We start from the raw sequence: 20,486 nt of genomic DNA, 5'->3' as shown, positions 1-20,486 counted from the left end.
CCTTACTAATCATTCGCATGTTGGCTTAAATATTCTGCAAGCATATCATCTGCTTCTTTCGCCTTCTTCTGCTTTTCTTCATCTGATTCCTTGTTCTGCTTTTGGTTTTGTTCCTCTTTCTGTTTTTTATACCAGTCAGGAATAATATCTTTCTGATTCTTTGAATAGCTTGTCCGCTTTTGCGTTGTCCATTGCTGATATTTTTTATTTTCGGATTTCGCAAGTGTCATTGCCTGCCTTACTGTTTTCACATTTTTACGGGCCCAATGACTGGCTATTTTCTCCAGATAGCTTTTTGTCAGCTTCATATCTGTTTTCAGCATAACATAATGAATCAACACGTTCATCACACTTGGATTCAAGCCTTGTTGTGTCATCACTTCACTGATTACTTTCAGATCCTGATTTGATGCTGTTGCACCGTCTGTCAAGTCCTGCAGAAGTTCTTTCGGTGAAATATGTTCAAGCATATCAATAAATTGTTCCTCTTTTGATTTTTGCGTATCAGCCGTTTCTGGTGCAGCGATTTTCTCCCGGTCTTCCACAACTTTTAATGACACCTTTTGATTGGATGATTTAGCAAAATCAAAGCAAGCCTCTTTAAATTCCTGCCGATTAAATTGGTGATCATCCGCAATTGCCCAAAGCAGCGCCTTCTCTATTTCCTGGTTTGTCAGATTATATAACCCGGCCATTTGCTGGATAAGTTTTTTGTTAGAAGTTGTTAAGATACCCACTTTGGGTAACATCCGCTGTTCGAGCAACTGACCAATCCATTCAAAATCAAGCGTCTTTCCAACAAAAATATCAACCTCATCATCTTGTTCCATTTTAGCAAGATCAGTTTCTCCGGTATTTTCTTTTACTTGAAACACCTCTTTAAACCCAGCTGTTGTCTCGACAAGATGCTGGTCATCTGCTTCCTTTTTCTTCACAAAAGCATTGTGCAGTTTATCGAACTTATCCTGACCTATTTCATGAAGAAGCAGCTGACTAATAAAGTCATTTTTGAAAAAAGATGATGGAGATAAGGGCGGGTTTAGCAGATAACGAAAAACTCGGTCCTCTGACTGATTATATTCATACGTTCTTAACAGACCAATTGCTTCCAATTTTCTTCGCGCCCGATAAATCCGGTCTAAAGGCAGCCCAATATAATTCATGAGCATGTGGTGTGTCTGATAATTGGATGATGAGAAAAAGAGCATGGATTCTGTATGCAATGTTTGATATAAACACAGGGCGTCAATGCCAATCAACGGCTGGTATAAATGTGTTAAAACACTCGTAAAAGAACTAGGTACATCACGAGACAACTCAACAATATAGCATTCTGACGGTAATATCTTTCCCAGGTCTCCTAGACTCATCTCGCTCGCTCCTTACTGCTTATCTTTGTCTGATCGAATCAAGTCTTTTAATTCATCCAAGAATACATTTATGTCTTTAAACTGGCGATATACTGAGGCAAATCGGACATACGCAACTTCATCAACATGCACAAGGCGATCCATCACCATTTCCCCGATATCGTTACTTTGGATCTCGGAATTCCCTCCGTTGCGTAATTCCTTTTCAATATCGATAGCAATATTTTCAATCTGCTCTAAAGCTACAGGCCGTTTCTCACAAGCCCGAATTAAGCCGCGCATCAATTTATCACGGCTGAATTCTTCTCTTGTCCCCTCTTTTTTCACAACAATTAAAGGAACTTCTTCGATTCGTTCAAATGTAGTAAAGCGGAATTGACAGGACTCACACTCTCTGCGGCGACGGATGGAACGTCCTTCTTCAATTGGCCTTGAATCTAAAACTTTTGTATTTTTATAATGACAATGCGGACATCGCACAGTAGATCATCCTAACTTTTATTCTGTCGTCCCGACAAAATCTAATTCCTGTTTAATTTTATCATATAATTTCGGGATTAATTTATGGCTGTATCCAAAATCAAATGGAACAGCAGACTCGGTTGTTGCTGAAATATCAATGGCAGTACGGTATGGTTTGACCATTATGATTGTCATAATGACGAAAACTTTTCGACCTGCTTTATAATTAAAACTCATTTCCCCATGGTCTCTGGACACGCCAATAATTTCACATTCCTTCATATTGCGGAAAAATGGTTCTAACTTATCAAATGCTTTATCCTTTGTTGTTTTAAAATAATGTGTCTGTAACGCGGGATCCCAATGTTTATCTCTTGTTTCTGAGTGATTATTAAAGTTCTTATTTAACGTATTACGAAATGACATTTATCAATCACACCTCATTATGTATTTATAGTTATTCCTATTTTAACACGTTTTCATGTAGAAGACGACGAAAGACTATAAATAAACCTGAGATATTATGGTTGAAAATAAAAAAACGAAAAGATACTTGAAACTAAAGGTCTCTGGCCCCTGTTCATTACATTAGAAAACAAAAACTCTTACAGTTATGTCGTAAGAGTTTTCATATATTTGCATTTCATTATCATCATAAAACTAAGCGCTATTCCAATGGATTAGCGCTTCATTTCTGTATTTACTGTGCTATTATTTTTTTATCTGAACGGCACCCATACCTCTTGGTACTTCGATCTTTTCAGTTGTTTTCGCTTCTAATTCGTCTTGGATAAACTGCACAGCAACATGTGGATCAATAATATCGCCACATGTGTACACATCAATACTAGCATAGCCATGTTCCGGAAAGCTGTGAATTGTTAAATGTGATTCCGAAATAATGACAACACCACTAACACCAAATGGAGCGAATTTATGAAAAGCTACCTCTCTCACTTCAGCACCCGCTTTTAAGGCTGAATTGACGAACGTCTTTTCTAACCGTTCCATATCATTCAATATGTCAAGATTACATTCCCATAATTCCGCAATAACATGTCTTCCCATTGTATCCATTTATTTATTCCCCCTTAATTTCGTAAGTTCTTTTGAAGGCGATGCATGAACGACCACGGGGGAAAGTTAGTCCAAAGAGGTCCTAACCCTTTAAGTCTTCATTTTAATGCATTTATCCAAAAGACCTTTAGACAAGCTTACCATATTTACACTAAGCTGCCTATAAAAGATATGCAAAAAGATTATATCTAGTTTTGGACAATTTGACAAGCAATTTTGCCGAGATTTTACAAGAAAACTTTCAATCCGCTAATAAATGCCGCTACACCAGCCATCCATTATTTTTACCTTGTTTCATTTTTTAATCCCCATTTAGCCAAAATAGCACCAAGCTGCTGTCTGGAAGAATCCATTGTTCCACTGTTGTCTACAATTTCATCTGCTAGTCTTTTTTTCTTATCAGCATCCATTTGGGCATTCATACGTTGTCTTGCTTCTATTTCTGATAAGTGATTTCGTTCCATTAATCGTTTAAGCTGAATGGATTCTTCGGTAAAAACAACGATTGTTTTATCTACTAAATATGTCAGATTATTTTCAAATAATAGCGGAATATCCATCACGATTACTTTATTTCCTTCTGCTAACAGTTGTTCTTTTTCCTGCTGCATTCGCTCTCTAACCGCTGGATGAACGATCTTATTAAGCTGTTCCCGCATCACATCATCTGCAAACACAATTTGTCCAAGTTTTGCCCTGTTTAAACTGCCATCTTCCTGCAGAATCTCTTGTCCAAAAATTTCTGCAATTGCTGCAAGTGCCGGCTCACCAGGTTCTACCACTTGTCGTGAGACGACATCTGCATCAATGACAGGAAAATGATAATTTTCTGCCAGCATGTTGCTGACAGTACTTTTTCCACTTGCGATATTTCCTGTTAATCCTACAATCACGATTTCACCACCATATTTATAAAGGTGCCAGAACAATTTTGGATATTCCGATTACAATTAATATACACCCAGGGATAAAATTTAACCGCTCCACCTTTTTGAACCCGGCAAAATATTTTCCTGTCTGAATTCCGAGCATCAGGAATAGAAAGGTAATCAACGCTACCAATGAGGCTGCTAATTCGATGGGGACATTCAGCATAGAAATGGCTACACCAGCACCGAATGAATCCAATGACAGCGCAATTCCTAAAATGTACACTTCCAAGCCGTTAATTTTTCCTGATTGGTCAATATCAGCTTTCAGCGGTTTCTTTAAAATATCAAAGAAAAAGAAAAGGTTTTTCCATATAGAGAGTGGTTTCACTTGTAATTTGGCATGGGACAAAAGAAATGCTGTTCCCAAAATAACTAAAATCGCACCAGCTATGATCTCTGCCTGACTTTCCGAGAGATGTTTCACAATTATCGCACCGACAGTTAAAGAAATGGAAAAAACTGCGCCAACAATGACAGCAATTTTAACCATCTGCCAAATGGACAAGCCCATTTTCTTCAGTCCATACGTAAAGGCAATAAAGAAACTGTCCATACTAATTGCGATTGCTACAAGGAATAGAGTTATCACCGTTCATGCTCCTCTACAGATTGATATCTGTAGTATATGGAGCATGAAGTCTTTCGGTGCAGCTATCCTTGGCAGGTCGGGCAGAAGTGTGTTCCTCTGCCGCTTACTTTTATTTTTTCGATCGGGCTGCCGCATTTTTTACAAGGCTTATTCGTCTGACTGTATACATTTAATTCTTGTTGGAACATACCAATCTGACCCTGTGAATTCACATAAGAACGGATCGTTGTGCCTCCTTGTGCAACGGCCTTTTCAAGTGTTACTTTTGCTGCTTGTAAAATTTGTTCTAATTTTACATCAGACAACTCTGTTCCTTTTGTTAATGGATGGACACCTGCTAGAAATAGTGTTTCATCAACGTAGATGTTACCAAGCCCTGCGATCACTGTCTGATCTAATAGTATATTCTTGATCACCCGTGTACTTTTCTTCACTTTTTCTTTAAAAAACTCAACCGGGAAATCAGACTCAAGCGGATCTTTTGCTAATTGTATCAGTGGCTTGCCTGTCAATTCCATCCCTTTCTCGAACAAATGCATGGTCCCGAATTTCCGTACATCCCGATATCTTAATTCCGAACCATCTGTGAACGAAAAAACGACATGGGTATGGTTTTCTACATCCTCCGTTTTTGGATGGACACCATATTTTCCTTCCATCCGCAAATGGGAGACCATCACATAATCTGTGAGATCAAATAACAGAAACTTTCCCTTTCTGCGTATTTCAGAAATGGTCTGTCCTTGCAAGAATTGTTTAAATTGTTCAATATCATCAGGCAGTTGAATAATCTTCGGCCAGTAAACCGCAACACTCTCCACTGTTTTTCCAATTACAAGCTGCCTTAATGTCTGTCTTACTGTTTCTACTTCTGGTAACTCTGGCATTTCTTCTGCTCCTAACTGTTATTTCGCATCATACCATGTTTCGCCATAAGATGCGTCTACTTTTAACGGTACAGTTAACTCGACCGCATGCTCCATTACATCTGTTACTAGTTTTTCGATACTTTCTAATTCTTCTTCCGGCACTTCTAATATCAATTCATCATGCACTTGCAGTAATAGTTTTGCCTGGAATTTTTCTTCCTTTAATCTTCTGTCCAGTTCAATCATCGCTAATTTAATAATATCTGCAGCACTACCCTGAATTGGTGTGTTCATTGCCGTCCGTTCAGCGAAACTCCGCACATTAAAGTTTCTGCTTGTAATATCTGGTAAGTAACGTCTCCGGTTCATGATCGTCGTCACAAAGCCATCTTGTTTAGCTTCCTGGACAATATCCTTCATATAATCTCTGACAGCTGGATAACTTTCTAAATACCTTTCAATAAACTTCTTTGCCTCTTTCCTTGTGATACCAAGACTTTGGGACAAACCATAATCACTGATTCCATAAACAATTCCGAAGTTTACTGCCTTTGCCTGGCGGCGCATATTGCTTGTTACTTCATCCTCTTTTACATGAAAAACATCCATTGCTGTCTGTGTATGAATATCTTTATCATTTTTAAAGGCAGCCTGTAACTTTTCGTCCTTTGCAATATGTGCCAATACTCTTAACTCAATTTGGGAATAGTCAGCAGCGAAGATCTTCCAGCCTTGTTCTGATGGAACAAATGCTTGTCTGATTTTACGCCCCTCCTCAATTCTTATTGGTATGTTTTGCAGATTAGGATCAATCGAGCTGAGTCGTCCTGTTTGTGTTAATGCCTGATTGAAACGGGTATGGATTTTTTCCGAATCCTTATGAATCACACGCAAAAGTCCTGCAATGTAAGTAGAATCAAGCTTTTTCAATTGGCGATATAACAGTAACTTCTCAATAATAGGATGTTTGCCTGCTAACTGTTCTAGCACTTCAGCAGATGTGGAATAACCTGTCTTTGTTTTCTTTACAGCAGGCAGTTCTAACTTCTCAAATAAGATTGGACCTAGCTGTTTCGGTGAATTGACATTAAATGTTTCACCGGCTAATTCATGGATGTCTGCCTCCAATACTTGCAACCGCTCAGTCAATTCTTTGCCCATATCCTGCAGACGCTGTTTATCAACCTTTACACCAGTTGCTTCCATTTCACCTAAAACTAATGCTAACGGTAATTCTAAATCCATTAATAAATCATATTGCTTGTTCTCTTTTAGGGCATCCTCCATTTGCTCTCTCAGCAAATAAATCATCGAGGTTTTTCTGACAATATGCTCTTCATACTTTTCTTGATCATCCGGCAAGCCTTTTTTCGCACCTTTTCCGTAAACTTCTTCATCAAGCTTAACGTCTGACTTACCAAACCTGTGACTAATTGCTGGAATGTCATGATTGTTCTCTGATGGATTGATTAAATAAGATGCTAACAATAAATCAAATTGAATTCCTCTTATGGCAATATCCAATCTGTTTAATAGTACAGTTATTTTCTTTGCATCAAATACATATTTTTGCTTTGACTCATCTTCTGCCCATTGTCTGAAAAGATCCGAACTTTCCAGCAGCTCAATCGGCACAAAGAAATTTCCGTTCTGATTAATAATCGATGCACCAACCATCTTTTCCGTATGGTAGCTCTCATCCAAAATTTCGATATCAAAGGCATCCTGTCCAGTAAATATTTCTTCTGTTATTTCCTCTACTTTTGTATATTCAATTTCCGCGATTGGCACAGATGTTTCCCCATCAGCAGTACTCTCTTCCCCTTGAATCCTTCCAATTAACGATTGAAAGCCGAGCTCTGTAAAAAATGGACGTACAGTTGATGGCTCATAACCTTTGTACTCGATATCTCCTAACTCAATTTCCAAAGGAGAGGATTGATTAATCGTAACAAGCTCCTTACTCATAAAGGCATCTTCTTTATAATTGGTCAGATTCTCTTTCAGCTTTTTACCGGAAACTTCATCAAGATGTTCGTATAAATTTTCTAATGTATTATATTGCTTTAATAATTTCACGGCTGTTTTCTGACCCACACCTGGCACTCCTGGAATATTGTCCGATTTATCTCCCATAAGTGCCTTAAGATCAATCACTTGATCTGGAGAGATTTCCATCTCCTCTTCGAGTGTTTTAGGCGTGTATGTCATCACATCACTAATCCCTTTTTTGGTTAGGCTCACATCCACATGCTCTGAAACAAGCTGCAGCAAGTCTTTATCACCTGAGATTACTTTTACTTGCCAGTTCTCTGTTTTCGCTTGATTCGAAATTGTTCCGATAATATCATCCGCTTCATAATTGGCTAATTGATAATGTTTAATTTGGAAAGCATCAAGCAGTTCTCTTAACAACGGGAACTGTTCACTTAGTTCTGATGGCGTTTTTTCTCTGCCACCTTTATATTCTTTGTAAGTTTCATGACGGAAAGTGGTTTTACCTGCATCAAATGCTACTAGCAGATGTGTCGGTTTTTCTTCTTCTAATATTCTTAAAAGCATTGTGGTGAATCCGTATACTGCATTGGTATAAACACCTTTATCATTATTAAGCAATGGCAATTCAAAGAACGCGCGATAAGCACTGCTATTTCCATCAATTAAGATTAATTTATTGGACATAGTTTAAAGTCTCCTTTTCCAGTACTGATCTTTTCTTATTTTAACATTATTCCCTTCCATTATCATGTTATAGGAAATGCTATTAAAAAAACTCCTAATCGCACGAACGGCCTTTTGCGATGTGCCAGTTATTCTTATACGCGGCATTTCAAAATTACTATGGCGACGATAAACTCTACGTCATAGAGTTTATCCTAATGGATAAAAAAATGGCCTCACCTCCAGGCGGAAGTGAGACCTTGACTAATTATTCAAAATATCCTAACAAGACATCTGCATATGGTGATCCTTGTGGAATAATGATCGTGGTTTCTCCATCAATCGTCTTTTTATAAGATTCTAGTGTGCGATACAGCTGGTAAAATTCTGTATCTTGTGAGAAAGAATTATTATAAAGTTCTGCTGCCTGTAATTCTCCTTCTGCACGAATTTGTTCCGCTTCAGCATTAGCTTTTGACAGCATTTCGGTAACCTCTCGATCTGCTTGGGCAATGATCCGTTTCTTCTTTGCCTCCCCTTGAGACAGATAACGTTGTGCTTGTGACTCACGCTCTGAAATCATCCGATTGAATATCGATTGTTCATTTTCTTCCGGTAAATCTGTACGTTTAATTCGTACATCATCCACTTGTATTCCATATTCATCACGCGATAGTAATGAATTTACACTTTCCGTTATTCGCTGATTGATATCGCCTCTTGTACTTCCCTCATCATTAATAATTTCCTCATAATTCATTGACCCTAACTCTGAACGGATGACAGAGAAAATAAACTCTCCCATTCTTGCCTCCGCTCCCATTTCTGTTCGGGCATTTGCAATCATTAAGGCGGGGTCCGTGATTTCCCAAATCGCGTAATTATCGATAATAATCCGTTTCTTATCCAATGTATTTATTTCTCGTTCATTTACATCATAGACTAGTTTCTTATTTGGCAGTGTAGTAATCGATTGAAGTAAAGGAATCCGAAAATTAAGACCAGGTTCACTTTCTATTCGAACTACTTCCCCAAATTGACGGATAACTTTATACTCGCCTTCTTTTACGACAAACATACTGCTTATAAATAAAATCGCTATAATGACTACTAATAAAAGCGATAAACCAATTTTGACATATCGTTTAATTTCTTTTGGTGACATTTTCTTCATTTCATATACATTATTTGTATTATTGGTTGTCATTCGCTGTCTCCCCCTCACTGCCGTCTTCCGTATTCTCCTCTCCTGACGGAATTGTTGTGGCAGAGCCATTTGGTCCTAAAGGTAAATACTTTATGGTATTCCCATCATCATTCATAATGTACATATTTGCTCCAGGTAAAACTTCGTCTAACGTTTCCAGTACGAGTCGTTGACGTGTGACATCCGGGTTGCTTTGATAAGCATTATACAAAGCGTTAAATCCAGCTACATTCCCGCGTGCGATCTCAATTCGTTCAACCTTGTCACCTTCTGCTCGAGATATTATTGCGTCTTTTTCCCCTTGTGCTTCTTCAATAATTTCATTTCGATATTTATCTGCTTCATTCTCCTTGGTGTTCATCGTTTCCCGAGCATCCGTTACTTTCATAAACGCTTGACGTACTTCTTCATTTGGCAGATCTACTTCCTGTAACTTCACATCTTGAATGGCAATTCCAACTTCATAGTCTTCCATCACAGAAACTAATAGATCCAATACTTGATTCTCAATTTCTGCTTTTCCATCAGTCAAAGCTTCATCAACTGTAGATGAACCAATTATGCTTCTTAATGAAGCAGATGTAGCATTATATAATATTTGTTCAGGATCATCTGCATTAAATAAATATTGTGCTGGTTCAATAATTTTCCATTGTACTACCAGGTCAGCTTGTAAAATATTTTCATCACCCGTAATCATTCGGACAACATCTGCATTTTCAGCATTTTCTTTATCATAACCAAAGTTCAAACTGAATGTCTCCTTTGATAAGGTTTCCACAGACTGGATTGGCCATGGCAGTTTAAAATGCAGGCCAGGTTCTGTAATTCCTTCTTCGGCTTTCCCAAATGTTATGACAACGGCCTGGTCAGATTCGTCAACCGTATACCAGCTTGTAAGTGCAACCACTCCAAGCAATATAGCGGCAATCCCTATCCCAATCCAACTGTAGATTTGCTTTAACGTCATCCCCATTTCCCCCTCAGTAAATATATAATTCTTCTATATATACGGAAGGTGTAGGCAAAAGGTTTCATATTATCGAATAGTAAATTTCTCTCAAGAAAAGAAAGAGCATAGAATACAAAAAAAGCGGCAGGAGTTATCCTACCACTCTTTTGGAAGTTTGACAGTGAAAGTAGAGCCTTTGTTAACTTCACTCTCCACTTCGATCTTTCCTTTATGTGCTTCTACAATGTGTTTGACAATCGCTAAGCCTAAGCCTGTACCTCCGGTGTTTCGGCTTCTTGCACGATCCACACGATAAAAACGTTCAAAAATACGGTGAATAGATTCTTCAGGGATACCAATTCCTGAATCTGATACTTTAATTAACACAAGGTTTTTGTCTGTACTGATATCTAACGAAATCCGCCCGTTTTCAAGTGTATAATTTATCCCATTATACAAGAGATTAAGGACGACTTGCTGCAATCTGTCTGGATCACCATAGAACGTAATCCCTTCCTCCAGCTTGACGTCCAGTGTAATGGACTTCGTGCTTGCCTGCTGTTCCACTAATGTTGTAATACCCTTTATAAATTCATCCACATGAATTAACTTTCTTGTTAATTGCAATTCTTCTTTTTCCAATTTCGATAACTCCAGTAAGTCCTGGACTAAAGCCTGTAACCTTGTACTCTCTTTTAATATAATATCAATAAATTGTTTGCATAACTGTTCATCTTCCATTGCTCCATCAAGCAAAGTTTCCGAAAACCCTCTAATAGAAGTTATCGGTGTTTTTAATTCATGAGAGACATTTGCCACAAAATCTTTACGCATTTGCTCTACACGTTTTAATTCGGTGATGTCATGAAATACAAGTACCGCACCTTTTAATTCTTTTACATCATTAAATACCGGTGCCCCTACAACTTCGATGTGATGTTTCTGGCCATCCATCATACGAGTGATAGCACCTGTCATTTTTTCTTCATATAAGAATGTTTCCTGAACAACTCGATGAATGCTTTTTTGCGCTAAAACATCATAATAAAGGTAACCAATATAATGAACTGAGTCCTCACCAAACATTTGCAGAAACTTACGATTAACAAGATGGACATAGCCACGTTCGTCTATTAACATTAAACCACTTTCCATGTTATTAATCACAGTTTTCCACTGACTGCCTTGCATCTTTTCCTGGATATACATTTCCTGAAGATTACGAGCCAACTGATTAATTAACGAACTTAACTGCTGAGCTTCACCAGCAGGTTTGACATATGTACGAACATTATAATTGCCCTTCACTAATTCATTGGTTACATTTATGGAAGCTCTAATTGGCTTAACATAATTTTCAAACAAGTGATATAACAACACTAAGACGATAATGTAACCTATTGCTAAAGCTATAATAACAAAAAACCGGTCATCACCAGCTGTAAACGGTACAACCACAACACCGATCAAAATAAATACAGCAGTCATCATGACAACATATCGTAGAAATAAATTACCTCTCTCACCATCTCCCATTAAGATGGTTCCTCCATTTTGTACCCAAGTCCGCGGATAGTTTTAATATACACAGGATGTTTTGTATCCGGCTCAATCTTCTCACGCAAATGACTGACATGGACATCAACTATCCTTGTATCACCAACAAAATCATAGTTCCATACAGCACTCAATAACTGATCTCTTGATAATACTTTCCCTTTATGTTTCGCAAGGTAATGCAGTAATTCAAATTCTTTTCTAGTAAAACTTAATGTTTCACCATTGATCGTTGCTTCATACTGCTGTGGATAGATTATTAAATCAGATATTTTAATGAAAGGCTGGTCTGACGGAGTGTCTCTTTGTCTTGTCCGACGTAAGATTGCCTTAATACGGGCAACAACTTCCTTTGGACTAAACGGTTTTGTTAAATAATCGTCAGCACCCAGCTCTAATCCAAGTACTTTATCAAATTCGTCATCTTTTGCTGTTAACATCAATATTGGTGTGTCAATTTGTTTCTGTCTTAACGCTTTACACACATCTGTACCTTCCATTCCCGGAAGCATTAAATCGAGCACAATTAAATCAAATTCCCCTGTAGAAGCCTTATCCAATCCTTCGAGACCATCATAAGCTACTTCTGTTTGAAAGCCTGATTTCTCAATATTATATTGTAAAAGTGTAACAATAGATTGCTCATCGTCGACGATTAAGACTTTCTCTTCCATTCAAGCACCCCATCTACTATCTATATTACTCTTATCATACATTGACCAGCAATGAATGTGAATAGATTATAACAGTAAAAAAACAAATTTACTGTTAATTTTTCTTTACAATTCTTAATTTTCACTTAATATAGTAAGACTTTGATCAAGTCGTTCTATAACTTACTGATTATTAGAGAAACTTAGCAGGCTGCTTAGTTCTGCGATTAAAAATCAATCAAATAAGCGAATTGGGTAAAAATCTTCCATAATAAAAAAGCCCCCATAAGGAGGCTTTTTCCTATTAACCCATATTTTTAATTAATTCATCAGCAAATTCTGAAGTTTTTACTTCTGTTGCGCCATCCATTAGACGAGCAAAATCATATGTTACTACTTTTGAACCAATTGTTTTATCCATTGATTTTGTAATTAAGTCAGCTGCTTCTCTCCAGCCAAGGTGTTCAAGCATAAGAACACCAGAAAGAATTACAGAGGACGGGTTAACTTTATCAAGTCCAGCATATTTCGGAGCTGTACCATGAGTAGCTTCAAAAATTGCATGTCCTGATTCATAGTTAATGTTGGCACCTGGTGCAATACCGATACCTCCAACTTGTGCTGCTAACGCATCAGAAATATAGTCACCATTTAAGTTCATTGTTGCTACAACATCAAACTCTTTCGGACGAGTAAGAATCTGCTGTAAGAAAATGTCCGCAATCGCATCTTTTACGATGATCTTCCCAGCAGCTTCTGCTTGAGATTGTGCTTCATTTGCTGCATCGCGGCCTTTTTCTTCCACAATTTTGTCATATTCAGCCCATGTGAATACTTTATCGCCATATTCTTTTTCAGCTAATTCATAACCCCAGTTTTTGAAAGCACCTTCTGTAAATTTCATAATGTTACCCTTATGTACTAAAGTAACACTCTTACGTCCTTCCTTGATCGCATAGTCAATTGCTGCGCGAACTAGACGGCTTGTTCCTTCTTCAGATACAGGTTTTACACCAAGACCAGAAGTTTCAGGGAAACGGATATTTTTTACACCCATTTCATTTTGTAAGAAGTCGATTACTTTTTTCACTTCATCAGAACCTTTTTGCCATTCAATACCAGCATAGATATCTTCAGTGTTTTCACGGAAAATAACCATATCTGTATCTTCAGGATGTTTTACAGGTGATGGAACACCTTCAAACCATCTTACCGGACGAAGACATGTAAATAGATCTAATTTTTGGCGTAATGCAACGTTTAATGAACGGATACCGCCACCAATTGGAGTAGTTAAAGGACCTTTGATTGCGATTTTATATTCACGGATAACATCTAGTGTTTCTTCCGGAAGCCATTCACCAGTTTGATTGTATGCTTTTTCACCAGCTAGTACTTCTTTCCATTCGATACCTTTTTCTCCATTGTAGGCTTTCTCTACAGCAGCTTCCATTACACGGCTGGCTGCTGCCCAGATATCCGGTCCAATTCCGTCCCCTTCAATAAATGGAATAACTGGTTTATTTGGTGTTTGTACCTTACCATTTTCTACAGTAATTTTTTCTCCCATTCTTCAATTCCTCCTAAAATAAAATTCAATATTATTATAGCATGTATAGAAAAACTAGACGAATCAGAAGTGAAAACTCTAATGATCCGCCAATATTTTCACATTGAGTTAGCGCTCATTAATGTCAACATATTTTTGATTTTGCGGACCAACATATTCTGCACGAGGTCGGATTAATCGGTTGTTCTCATACTGTTCTAAAATATGAGCAATCCAGCCAGAGAAACGGCTCATTGCGAAGATTGGTGTGTAAAGATCATGTTTGATCCCCAACGTATGGTATACAGATGCTGAATAAAAATCAACATTTGCAGGTAATCCTTTTTCCGTTTTTATAAATTCTTCAATCTTCACAGACATTTCATACCACTTTTCCATTCCATGAAGTGCTGTTAATTCTTTCGACATTTTCTTTAAATGCTTGGCACGTGGATCACCAGATTTATACACACGGTGGCCCATACCCATAATTTTTTCTTTATTTGCCATTTTTTCTTTCACATATGGAAGCGCATTTTCTACTTCGCCAATTTCAAGCAGCATTTCCATTACTGCTTCATTCGCACCACCATGTAATGGTCCTTTTAATGCACCGATTGCTGCTGTAATACCGGAATACATATCAGATAATGTGGCAACACATACACGAGAAGTGAAAGTAGATGCATTTAATTCGTGGTCTGCATGAAGAACTAATGCTTTGTTTATTGCTTCTTCTTCTAATTCTGATGGTACTTTACCATTAAGCATGTATAAGAAGTTTGCTGCATAACTTAAGCCTTCTTTTGGCTGAATGGGATCTTTCCCATCACGGACACGAGAGAACGCTGTAACGACTGAAGCAACTTTCGCCTGCAGCCGGATGGCCTTTCGCTTGTTCGCTTCTTCCGTCATGTCATCAGCTTCTTCATCATAAAGACCCAGTAGTGAAATCGCTGTACGTAATGCCCCCATTGGATGTACTTTATGTATTTCATATGACTTAAAGTGATCAATGATTCCAGATGGAATAGCCATATTGTTAAACAGGTCCTGTTCCAATTGCGCCAGTTCTTCCTTGTTAGGAAAACGTTTATTCCAAAGTAAAAAAACTACTTCTTCGAAACTAGCATTCTCAGCAAGGTCATCAATTGAATAACCAACATATGTAAGTTGATCATCAATAATCGAACTAATCTTTGTTTCGGCTGCAACTACCCCTTCAAGTCCTTTCGTTGTTGACATAACATCTCTCTCCTTTTCATATCCAATTTCAATTATATCTTATCCTCAAAAGCTTATGCTTTTGAACATCCCCATGCTTTATTATAAACAAAGAAAATTAGTTAGTAAATGAAAACGATTAAATTTAAGCATATAATCTTTCCAATTGCATAGCTTGTACTAACATGTGCATAAGTTGCATATATATCAATTATGTATCTTTCGTAAAGAGCTGTCTATTTATTTTCTATCTTAACATAATTTCATCGTTTTTGAAAAATATCCAGGTGTCATTCATGAGAGGGTTTATACAATGAATATTCAAAAAAGTATTGTCTTCAGGTCCATGCTTTTGTTATTGATTCTTGTCATTTCTATATTTTTATTCTTATCATCTGTTCAATTTCTGTTTCCATTTCTTTTGGCATGTTTTTTTTCCATTGTCCTTTATCCAATGATACAGTTTGTTGCGAAAACCTTTCATTTTTCCCATACGTTAGCATGTGTCATTGTTCTTTTACTGACTATCTGTTCCATAATCTTACTGTTTGCCTTTATTCTTTTTGAAATTATTGATGGGATTGTTTATTTAGCTAAATGGCTGCCTGGCCCATTCCACAACTTCCTGATCGATATTACTGAAAAAGTCAATAGCTGGTTACTGCCGCTATTAGATAAATTAAATATTTATATCGATAATTTAACTCCTGAACAAAATGCTTTAATGAAAGAGCAGCTAGAGGAAATCAGCATAAGCTTTGCTGACCAGTTTGCTAACTTTTTAGAAAATCTGCTCAGGTCCATCGGGGATCAATTAGCTGCATTACCTGGCACTATGACGATTATTATATTCTCATTATTGTGCACTTTCTTCATCTGCAAAGACTGGCCGAAATTCAATCACTGGATGAAAACGCATATTACAAACACCATATATCTGGTCCCTTTCCAGATTTATGATCAGTTGAAAATCACCTTACTTAAATACGCAAAAGCCCAGTTTTTACTTGTCAGTATATCTTTTATCACAATATTAATAGGGTTAATGCTGCTGAAAATCGAACATGCATTTACGATTTCTGTGATTATATCAGCTTTAGACCTGCTGCCAATTTTAGGAACGGGAGTTGTGTTTATTCCATGGTCATTATACTTGCTGATCAGCGGCAATAGTTTACTGGCATATTTCTTAATTGGACTATATCTGTTAATCATCATACAGCGGCAAATCCTGGAACCGAAGCTTATATCAGATGCAATTGGCATCCACCCGTTATTAACGATCTTAGCTGTATACCTTGGATTCCAGTTGTTTGGAATCAATGGATTGTGGGCAGGACCGCTTACTCTTTTCCTTGGGAAAGCAGCTCACCAGGCAAAATTGTTTTCAACTATCCGTCATTTTATAAAAACAGGAGAGGTTAACGGCGGTAAATCGTAAACCGTCCATTATTCATCATTTTCTGAAGCTGTTTCTTTATCATTAATTTTAATGGCTGTCTTGTCTTCGGAATTAATAACAGAAATCCGATCGTGTCTGTGATAAAGCCCGGTGTTAACAGGAGAATCCCGCCAATTAATATACAGATGCCATCAAAGATTTCTTCTTGAGGTGAATAGCCCATCTGCATTGCTTGCTGTGCTTTTCGGACAGTTTCCAAACCTTGCTGTTTTGCTAACCATGCACCGAAAATTCCAGTCAGGATAATAAGCAATACGATCCACCACGGACCGATATGACCACCAGCCCAGATAAACACACCGATTTCTAATGCAGGCATAATTAATATAGCCAGGAAGATCCAACGAAACATATCTCATGCATCCTTTCTTCTTTCCATTACCAAATTATTTTAAGATAACATAATCAGCCGATTATGAGTGTGACTGTAAATACTGCGACTACTACATCAGCTCATTTGGAGCATAAAGTAAGTCTTTGTAAAAGAAAATAGAGAAACAAGACTAATATGCCCTGTTTCTCTATTATAACATGTCTATTGATTAAAGTACGCTTGCGTGTCCTGCGTAGATGTCCCCTTTATGGGCATCAATCGTAATATCCTGACCATCCTGAATAAGTTCAAGTGCTTTCTCTACTCCGACTATAACAGGAATTCCTAAGCTTAAACCTACAACAGCTGCATGAGATGTTAAGCCGCCTTCTTCTGTAATTAGTCCTGCTGCTTTTTCGATTGCAGGCATCATCTCTTTGTCTGTACCATATGTGATAATAATGTCATCTTGTTTTACTTTTAACTTTGCTTCTTCTGCATCTTTAACAACGACTGCTCGTCCATATGCACTACCTTTACCAACACCTTGGCCTTTTGCGAGTACATCACCAATCACATGGATTTTCATTAAGTTTGTTGTACCACTTTCTCCTACTGGTACACCTGCAGTAATAATGACACGATCTCCACGTTTAAAGTGTCCTGTTTCCAGTCCTCTTTCTATCGCTTCTTCTAATACATCATCTGTTGTGTGCAGCAAGTTGCCAACAATAGACTCCACACCCCATACAAGGGCAAGTCTTCTGCTAACTTGTTCATCAAATGTCATCGCAATAATCGGAGCTTCAGGGCGATATTTCGAGATGTTTCTTGCAGTATATCCACTAACAGTTGGTGTTAAAATGGCATCAGCATTTAAATTCATTGCTGAATGATTAACTGACTGACTGATCGCATCAGTAATTGTCATATCTGTCCCTTTTGAACGGGCATCTAATACATTTTTATGATTAATAGCAGTTTCAGCTTTTTTCGCAATATTGCTCATTGTACTTACTGCTTCGATCGGATAATCCCCTGCAGCAGTCTCACCTGAAAGCATAATCGCATCTGTTCCGTCGAAAATGGCATTCGCAACATCAGAAGCTTCTGCTCTTGTAGGGCGAGGATTGCGCTGCATTGAATCTAACATTTGTGTTGCTGTAATAACAGGCTTGCCTGCATTATTACATTTTTGAATCATTTCTTTTTGCACTAATGGAACATCTTCTGGTGGAATCTCTACACCTAAATCCCCACGTGCTACCATTAAACCATCACTTACTTGAAGAATTGCGTCAAGATTATCGACACCTTCTTGATTTTCAATTTTAGGAATAATTTGAATATGTGTTGCATTATTATCTTCTAATAATCCGCGGATTTCCAGTACATCAGAAGCACGACGCACGAAAGAAGCAGCAATAAAATCCACACCCTGCTCAATACCGAATTTAATATCTGCTGCGTCTTTTTCTGTAATACCAGGTAAGTTTACACTAACGTTTGGTACGTTTACACCTTTTTTATTCTTTAATAAACCAGAATTAAGTGCAACTGTCTTAATTTCATTTTTATCTTTAAGAATTTCCTGTACTTCCAATGCAATTAATCCATCATCTAGTAACAGTTTTGATCCTGGTTCCACATCATGGATCAATTGAGGATATGTTACACTGATTCGTTCTGCATCGCCTTCAAGGGATTCATCCATAGACACATATACAGTGTTTCCTCTCACGATATCTGCTTTTCCTTCTTTTAATACACCTGTTCTGATTTCTGGCCCTTTTGTATCTAAAAGAATCGCAACAGTTTTTCCTAATTTCTTCGATGCTTTACGAATATTCTCAATTCTTGCACCATGTTCCTCAAAATCTCCATGGGAAAAATTTAATCTTGCTACATTCATACCTGCTTCCATCAACTGTTCCAGTTTATCTATTGCTTCTGATGCAGGCCCAATTGTACATACTATCTTTGTTCTTCTCATCTTTCTTCCTCCTTCAGTTTGTTGCAAAATATGTATTATTTATCAATCTAGCCAGAAGCTAAATTGATAATTGATTAGATAACTCATACATGTTCATATTTACTTTGTGTTTTGTATTTAAGATTTCGATGATATCATGATCTACCACAAGGTTGTTTTGTACACCAACCATACGGCCGCCAACACCTTCCATCAGTAAGTCCACTGCCTTAGCTCCAAGACGACTCGCCAATACACGGTCATAACCTGATGGAGATCCGCCACGCTGAATATGTCCAAGCACAGTCACACGAGTTTCCATTTTCGTTTCTTCCTCAATCTTTTTCCCGTACTCCACTCCGTTGCCGACACCTTCTGCCAGGATAATAATACTATGCTTCTTACCACGTTCCTGTCCACGTTCCAATTTGGCAACAACACTTTCAAAGCTTTCTTGTTTTTCAGGAATTATGACACTTTCCGCACCATTTGCAAGACCAGCCCAAAGTGCTAAATCACCAGCATCTCGTCCCATAACCTCAATAACATATGTACGCTCATGCGATGTGGCAGTATCACGAATTTTATCCACAGCATCAACAATAGTATTTAAGGCTGTATCGAAACCGATCGTGTAATCAGTTCCCGGAATATCGTTATCGATAGTACCCGGTACTCCGATACACGGGAAACCTTTTTCTGTTAATTTGGCTGCACCGCGAAATGACCCATCGCCACCTATAACAATCAGCCCTTCTAATCCAATTTTCTTCATCTGTTCGATTGCCTTTTGCTGGCCCTCATCTGTTTTAAACTCTTCGGATCTTGCTGAATAAAGGACTGTTCCACCGCGTTGAATAATATCCCCAACCGAACCAAGTTCCATCTTTTTGATATTACCTTCCATCAGACCTTCATAGCCGTTGTATACACCATATACTTCCAACTCATGGTAAATCGCTTTACGAACTACTGCACGAACAGCTGCATTCATTCCTGGTGCATCTCCGCCACTTGTTAAAACGCCGATTTTTTTCATCGTGTCACCTCTTATTCATAATAAAAAATGTCCCTATACATTTCTCCCCAATTTACTTGCATTTTAAACAAGTTCACTTCATCTATGATTATACATGAAATGCTAATTAAACTCACGTTTTACCTTTATAATTTGTTTAATTCACTGAAACAATGCATAAAAGTGAAACCATGATCAATGGGGGATTTTGTCCCAGTTGGTCATGAATGAAACTTAACAGGGGGGAGAAGTATCAGTTAGAGACTGTTATTCCAAACATTGCTTCTTGCATTGCTTTAAACTTGTAACGGGTTATTACAAACGTAAAGCACAGCGATAAAAATAATATTTTATCGTAAATTAAGTTTTATTCACAGGAAAAAGCACCTTCTAGCATATAGATAGAAGATGCTTTCCCTTATGCTTGCACGTACTCATTAATTTCCCCGATTTTTTTATATTTTAACCAGCGCTGATCAAGCAAACTAGATGAATCAAGTGTTAGTAATTGTTCTAAGGAACTTGTTAACACTGTGCGGATGTTTTCAGCTTGCTTATCGATACTGCGATGAGCACCACCTAAGGGCTCTTGAATCACTTCATCAATGACACCTAATTT

The 20,486-nt window shown here is 37.7% G+C and carries 18 protein-coding genes and 1 pseudogene; 1 reads left to right on the top strand and 18 read right to left on the bottom strand.

Features of this window, described 5'->3' with window-relative positions; genetic code table 11:
• Nucleotides 1–5 precede the first annotated feature (5 nt).
• The 14 genes from F9U64_RS05765 to citZ all read right to left on the bottom strand — a co-directional run bounded on the left by F9U64_RS05765 (nt 6) and on the right by citZ (nt 15,123).
• Nucleotides 6–1,370: a replication initiation and membrane attachment family protein gene (locus F9U64_RS05765; RefSeq protein WP_153402064.1), complete on the bottom strand. Its 1,365-nt coding sequence runs from the start codon at nt 1,368–1,370 to the stop codon at nt 6–8.
• 12 nt (nt 1,371–1,382) lie between these two features.
• Nucleotides 1,383–1,850, bottom strand: a complete 468-nt coding sequence (gene nrdR, locus F9U64_RS05760) for a transcriptional regulator NrdR (RefSeq protein WP_153402063.1) — start codon at nt 1,848–1,850, stop codon at nt 1,383–1,385.
• Between the two features lie 18 nt (nt 1,851–1,868).
• Entirely contained in the window at nt 1,869–2,258 is a 390-nt protein-coding gene (locus F9U64_RS05755) for a cytosolic protein (protein ID WP_153402062.1), read from the bottom strand.
• Between the two features lie 285 nt (nt 2,259–2,543).
• Complete coding sequence (speD, locus tag F9U64_RS05750; RefSeq protein WP_153402061.1) at nt 2,544–2,909, bottom strand: adenosylmethionine decarboxylase; 366 nt, start codon at nt 2,907–2,909, stop codon at nt 2,544–2,546.
• A 284-nt stretch (nt 2,910–3,193) separates the two neighbouring features.
• Nucleotides 3,194–3,802 (bottom strand): dephospho-CoA kinase, encoded by a 609-nt coding sequence (gene coaE, locus F9U64_RS05745; protein WP_153402060.1) that lies wholly within the window; start codon nt 3,800–3,802, stop codon nt 3,194–3,196.
• 16 nt (nt 3,803–3,818) lie between these two features.
• Nucleotides 3,819–4,430 (bottom strand): manganese efflux pump, encoded by a 612-nt coding sequence (locus tag F9U64_RS05740; RefSeq protein WP_153402059.1) that lies wholly within the window; start codon nt 4,428–4,430, stop codon nt 3,819–3,821.
• Nucleotides 4,431–4,492: 62 nt separating this feature from the next.
• Nucleotides 4,493–5,317, bottom strand: a complete 825-nt coding sequence (gene mutM / locus F9U64_RS05735; protein ID WP_153402058.1) for a DNA-formamidopyrimidine glycosylase — start codon at nt 5,315–5,317, stop codon at nt 4,493–4,495.
• A gap of 18 nt (nt 5,318–5,335) precedes the next feature.
• The gene (polA, locus tag F9U64_RS05730) at nt 5,336–7,981 is read right to left on the bottom strand and encodes a DNA polymerase I (RefSeq protein ID WP_153402057.1); all 2,646 of its coding nucleotides are present in this window, start codon (nt 7,979–7,981) and stop codon (nt 5,336–5,338) included.
• Between the two features lie 247 nt (nt 7,982–8,228).
• Nucleotides 8,229–9,167, bottom strand: a complete 939-nt coding sequence (gene hflC / locus F9U64_RS05725; protein WP_194287291.1) for a protease modulator HflC — start codon at nt 9,165–9,167, stop codon at nt 8,229–8,231.
• A complete protein-coding gene (gene hflK, locus F9U64_RS05720; RefSeq protein ID WP_194287290.1) occupies nt 9,154–10,137 on the bottom strand; it encodes an FtsH protease activity modulator HflK in 984 nt (327 codons plus the stop codon). The genes hflC and hflK overlap by 14 nt, the downstream gene beginning before the upstream one ends.
• Nucleotides 10,138–10,275: 138 nt before the next feature.
• Complete coding sequence (gene pnpS, locus F9U64_RS05715; RefSeq protein WP_153402055.1) at nt 10,276–11,655, bottom strand: two-component system histidine kinase PnpS; 1,380 nt, start codon at nt 11,653–11,655, stop codon at nt 10,276–10,278.
• Nucleotides 11,655–12,350 carry a response regulator transcription factor gene (locus F9U64_RS05710; RefSeq protein WP_153402054.1) on the bottom strand — a complete coding sequence of 232 codons (696 nt, stop codon included), beginning with the start codon at nt 12,348–12,350 and terminating at the stop codon, nt 11,655–11,657. Before F9U64_RS05710 ends, pnpS begins: the two co-directional genes overlap by 1 nt.
• Nucleotides 12,351–12,633: 283 nt before the next feature.
• Entirely contained in the window at nt 12,634–13,899 is a 1,266-nt protein-coding gene (gene icd / locus F9U64_RS05705; protein ID WP_153402053.1) for an NADP-dependent isocitrate dehydrogenase, read from the bottom strand.
• Between the two features lie 108 nt (nt 13,900–14,007).
• Complete coding sequence (gene citZ / locus F9U64_RS05700; RefSeq protein WP_153402052.1) at nt 14,008–15,123, bottom strand: citrate synthase; 1,116 nt, start codon at nt 15,121–15,123, stop codon at nt 14,008–14,010.
• Between the two features lie 292 nt (nt 15,124–15,415).
• Here citZ and ytvI point away from each other — a divergent pair, with 292 nt between their 5' ends.
• The gene (gene ytvI / locus F9U64_RS05695) at nt 15,416–16,543 is read left to right on the top strand and encodes a sporulation integral membrane protein YtvI (RefSeq protein ID WP_153402051.1); all 1,128 of its coding nucleotides are present in this window, start codon (nt 15,416–15,418) and stop codon (nt 16,541–16,543) included.
• On the opposite strand, the gene F9U64_RS05690 is transcribed toward ytvI, so the two are convergent.
• The 4 genes and pseudogenes from F9U64_RS05690 to F9U64_RS22855 form a co-directional block, all read right to left on the bottom strand.
• Nucleotides 16,524–16,916, bottom strand: coding sequence for an FxsA family protein (locus F9U64_RS05690; protein ID WP_153402050.1), 393 nt, complete (start codon nt 16,914–16,916; stop codon nt 16,524–16,526). The two genes, ytvI and F9U64_RS05690, sit on opposite strands and share 20 nt — an antisense overlap.
• A 190-nt stretch (nt 16,917–17,106) precedes the next feature.
• Entirely contained in the window at nt 17,107–18,870 is a 1,764-nt protein-coding gene (pyk, locus tag F9U64_RS05685) for a pyruvate kinase (RefSeq protein WP_153402049.1), read from the bottom strand.
• Between the two features lie 58 nt (nt 18,871–18,928).
• Complete coding sequence (gene pfkA / locus F9U64_RS05680; protein WP_153402048.1) at nt 18,929–19,888, bottom strand: 6-phosphofructokinase; 960 nt, start codon at nt 19,886–19,888, stop codon at nt 18,929–18,931.
• 397 nt (nt 19,889–20,285) lie between these two features.
• Nucleotides 20,286–20,486: pseudogene (locus F9U64_RS22855) on the bottom strand (acetyl-CoA carboxylase carboxyl transferase subunit alpha); the annotation flags it as partial.

This window comes from Gracilibacillus oryzae, from assembly GCF_009498735.1.
Taxonomy (GTDB): domain Bacteria; phylum Bacillota; class Bacilli; order Bacillales; family Amphibacillaceae; genus Gracilibacillus; species Gracilibacillus oryzae.
This window is presented reverse-complemented; position numbering and strand designations above follow the sequence as displayed.

Coding starts and splice junctions, on each gene's coding strand:
- F9U64_RS05765 (WP_153402064.1), bottom strand. CDS start 1,370: ATGAGTCTAGGAGACCTGGGAAAGATATTACCGTCAGAATGCTATATT.
- F9U64_RS05755 (WP_153402062.1), bottom strand. CDS start 2,258: ATGTCATTTCGTAATACGTTAAATAAGAACTTTAATAATCACTCAGAA.
- speD (WP_153402061.1), bottom strand. CDS start 2,909: ATGGATACAATGGGAAGACATGTTATTGCGGAATTATGGGAATGTAAT.
- mutM (WP_153402058.1), bottom strand. CDS start 5,317: ATGCCAGAGTTACCAGAAGTAGAAACAGTAAGACAGACATTAAGGCAG.
- polA (WP_153402057.1), bottom strand. CDS start 7,981: ATGTCCAATAAATTAATCTTAATTGATGGAAATAGCAGTGCTTATCGC.
- hflC (WP_194287291.1), bottom strand. CDS start 9,167: ATGACAACCAATAATACAAATAATGTATATGAAATGAAGAAAATGTCA.
- hflK (WP_194287290.1), bottom strand. CDS start 10,137: ATGACGTTAAAGCAAATCTACAGTTGGATTGGGATAGGGATTGCCGCT.
- pnpS (WP_153402055.1), bottom strand. CDS start 11,655: ATGGGAGATGGTGAGAGAGGTAATTTATTTCTACGATATGTTGTCATG.
- F9U64_RS05710 (WP_153402054.1), bottom strand. CDS start 12,350: ATGGAAGAGAAAGTCTTAATCGTCGACGATGAGCAATCTATTGTTACA.
- icd (WP_153402053.1), bottom strand. CDS start 13,899: ATGGGAGAAAAAATTACTGTAGAAAATGGTAAGGTACAAACACCAAAT.
- citZ (WP_153402052.1), bottom strand. CDS start 15,123: ATGTCAACAACGAAAGGACTTGAAGGGGTAGTTGCAGCCGAAACAAAG.
- ytvI (WP_153402051.1), top strand. CDS start 15,416: ATGAATATTCAAAAAAGTATTGTCTTCAGGTCCATGCTTTTGTTATTG.
- F9U64_RS05690 (WP_153402050.1), bottom strand. CDS start 16,916: ATGTTTCGTTGGATCTTCCTGGCTATATTAATTATGCCTGCATTAGAA.
- pyk (WP_153402049.1), bottom strand. CDS start 18,870: ATGAGAAGAACAAAGATAGTATGTACAATTGGGCCTGCATCAGAAGCA.
- pfkA (WP_153402048.1), bottom strand. CDS start 19,888: ATGAAAAAAATCGGCGTTTTAACAAGTGGCGGAGATGCACCAGGAATG.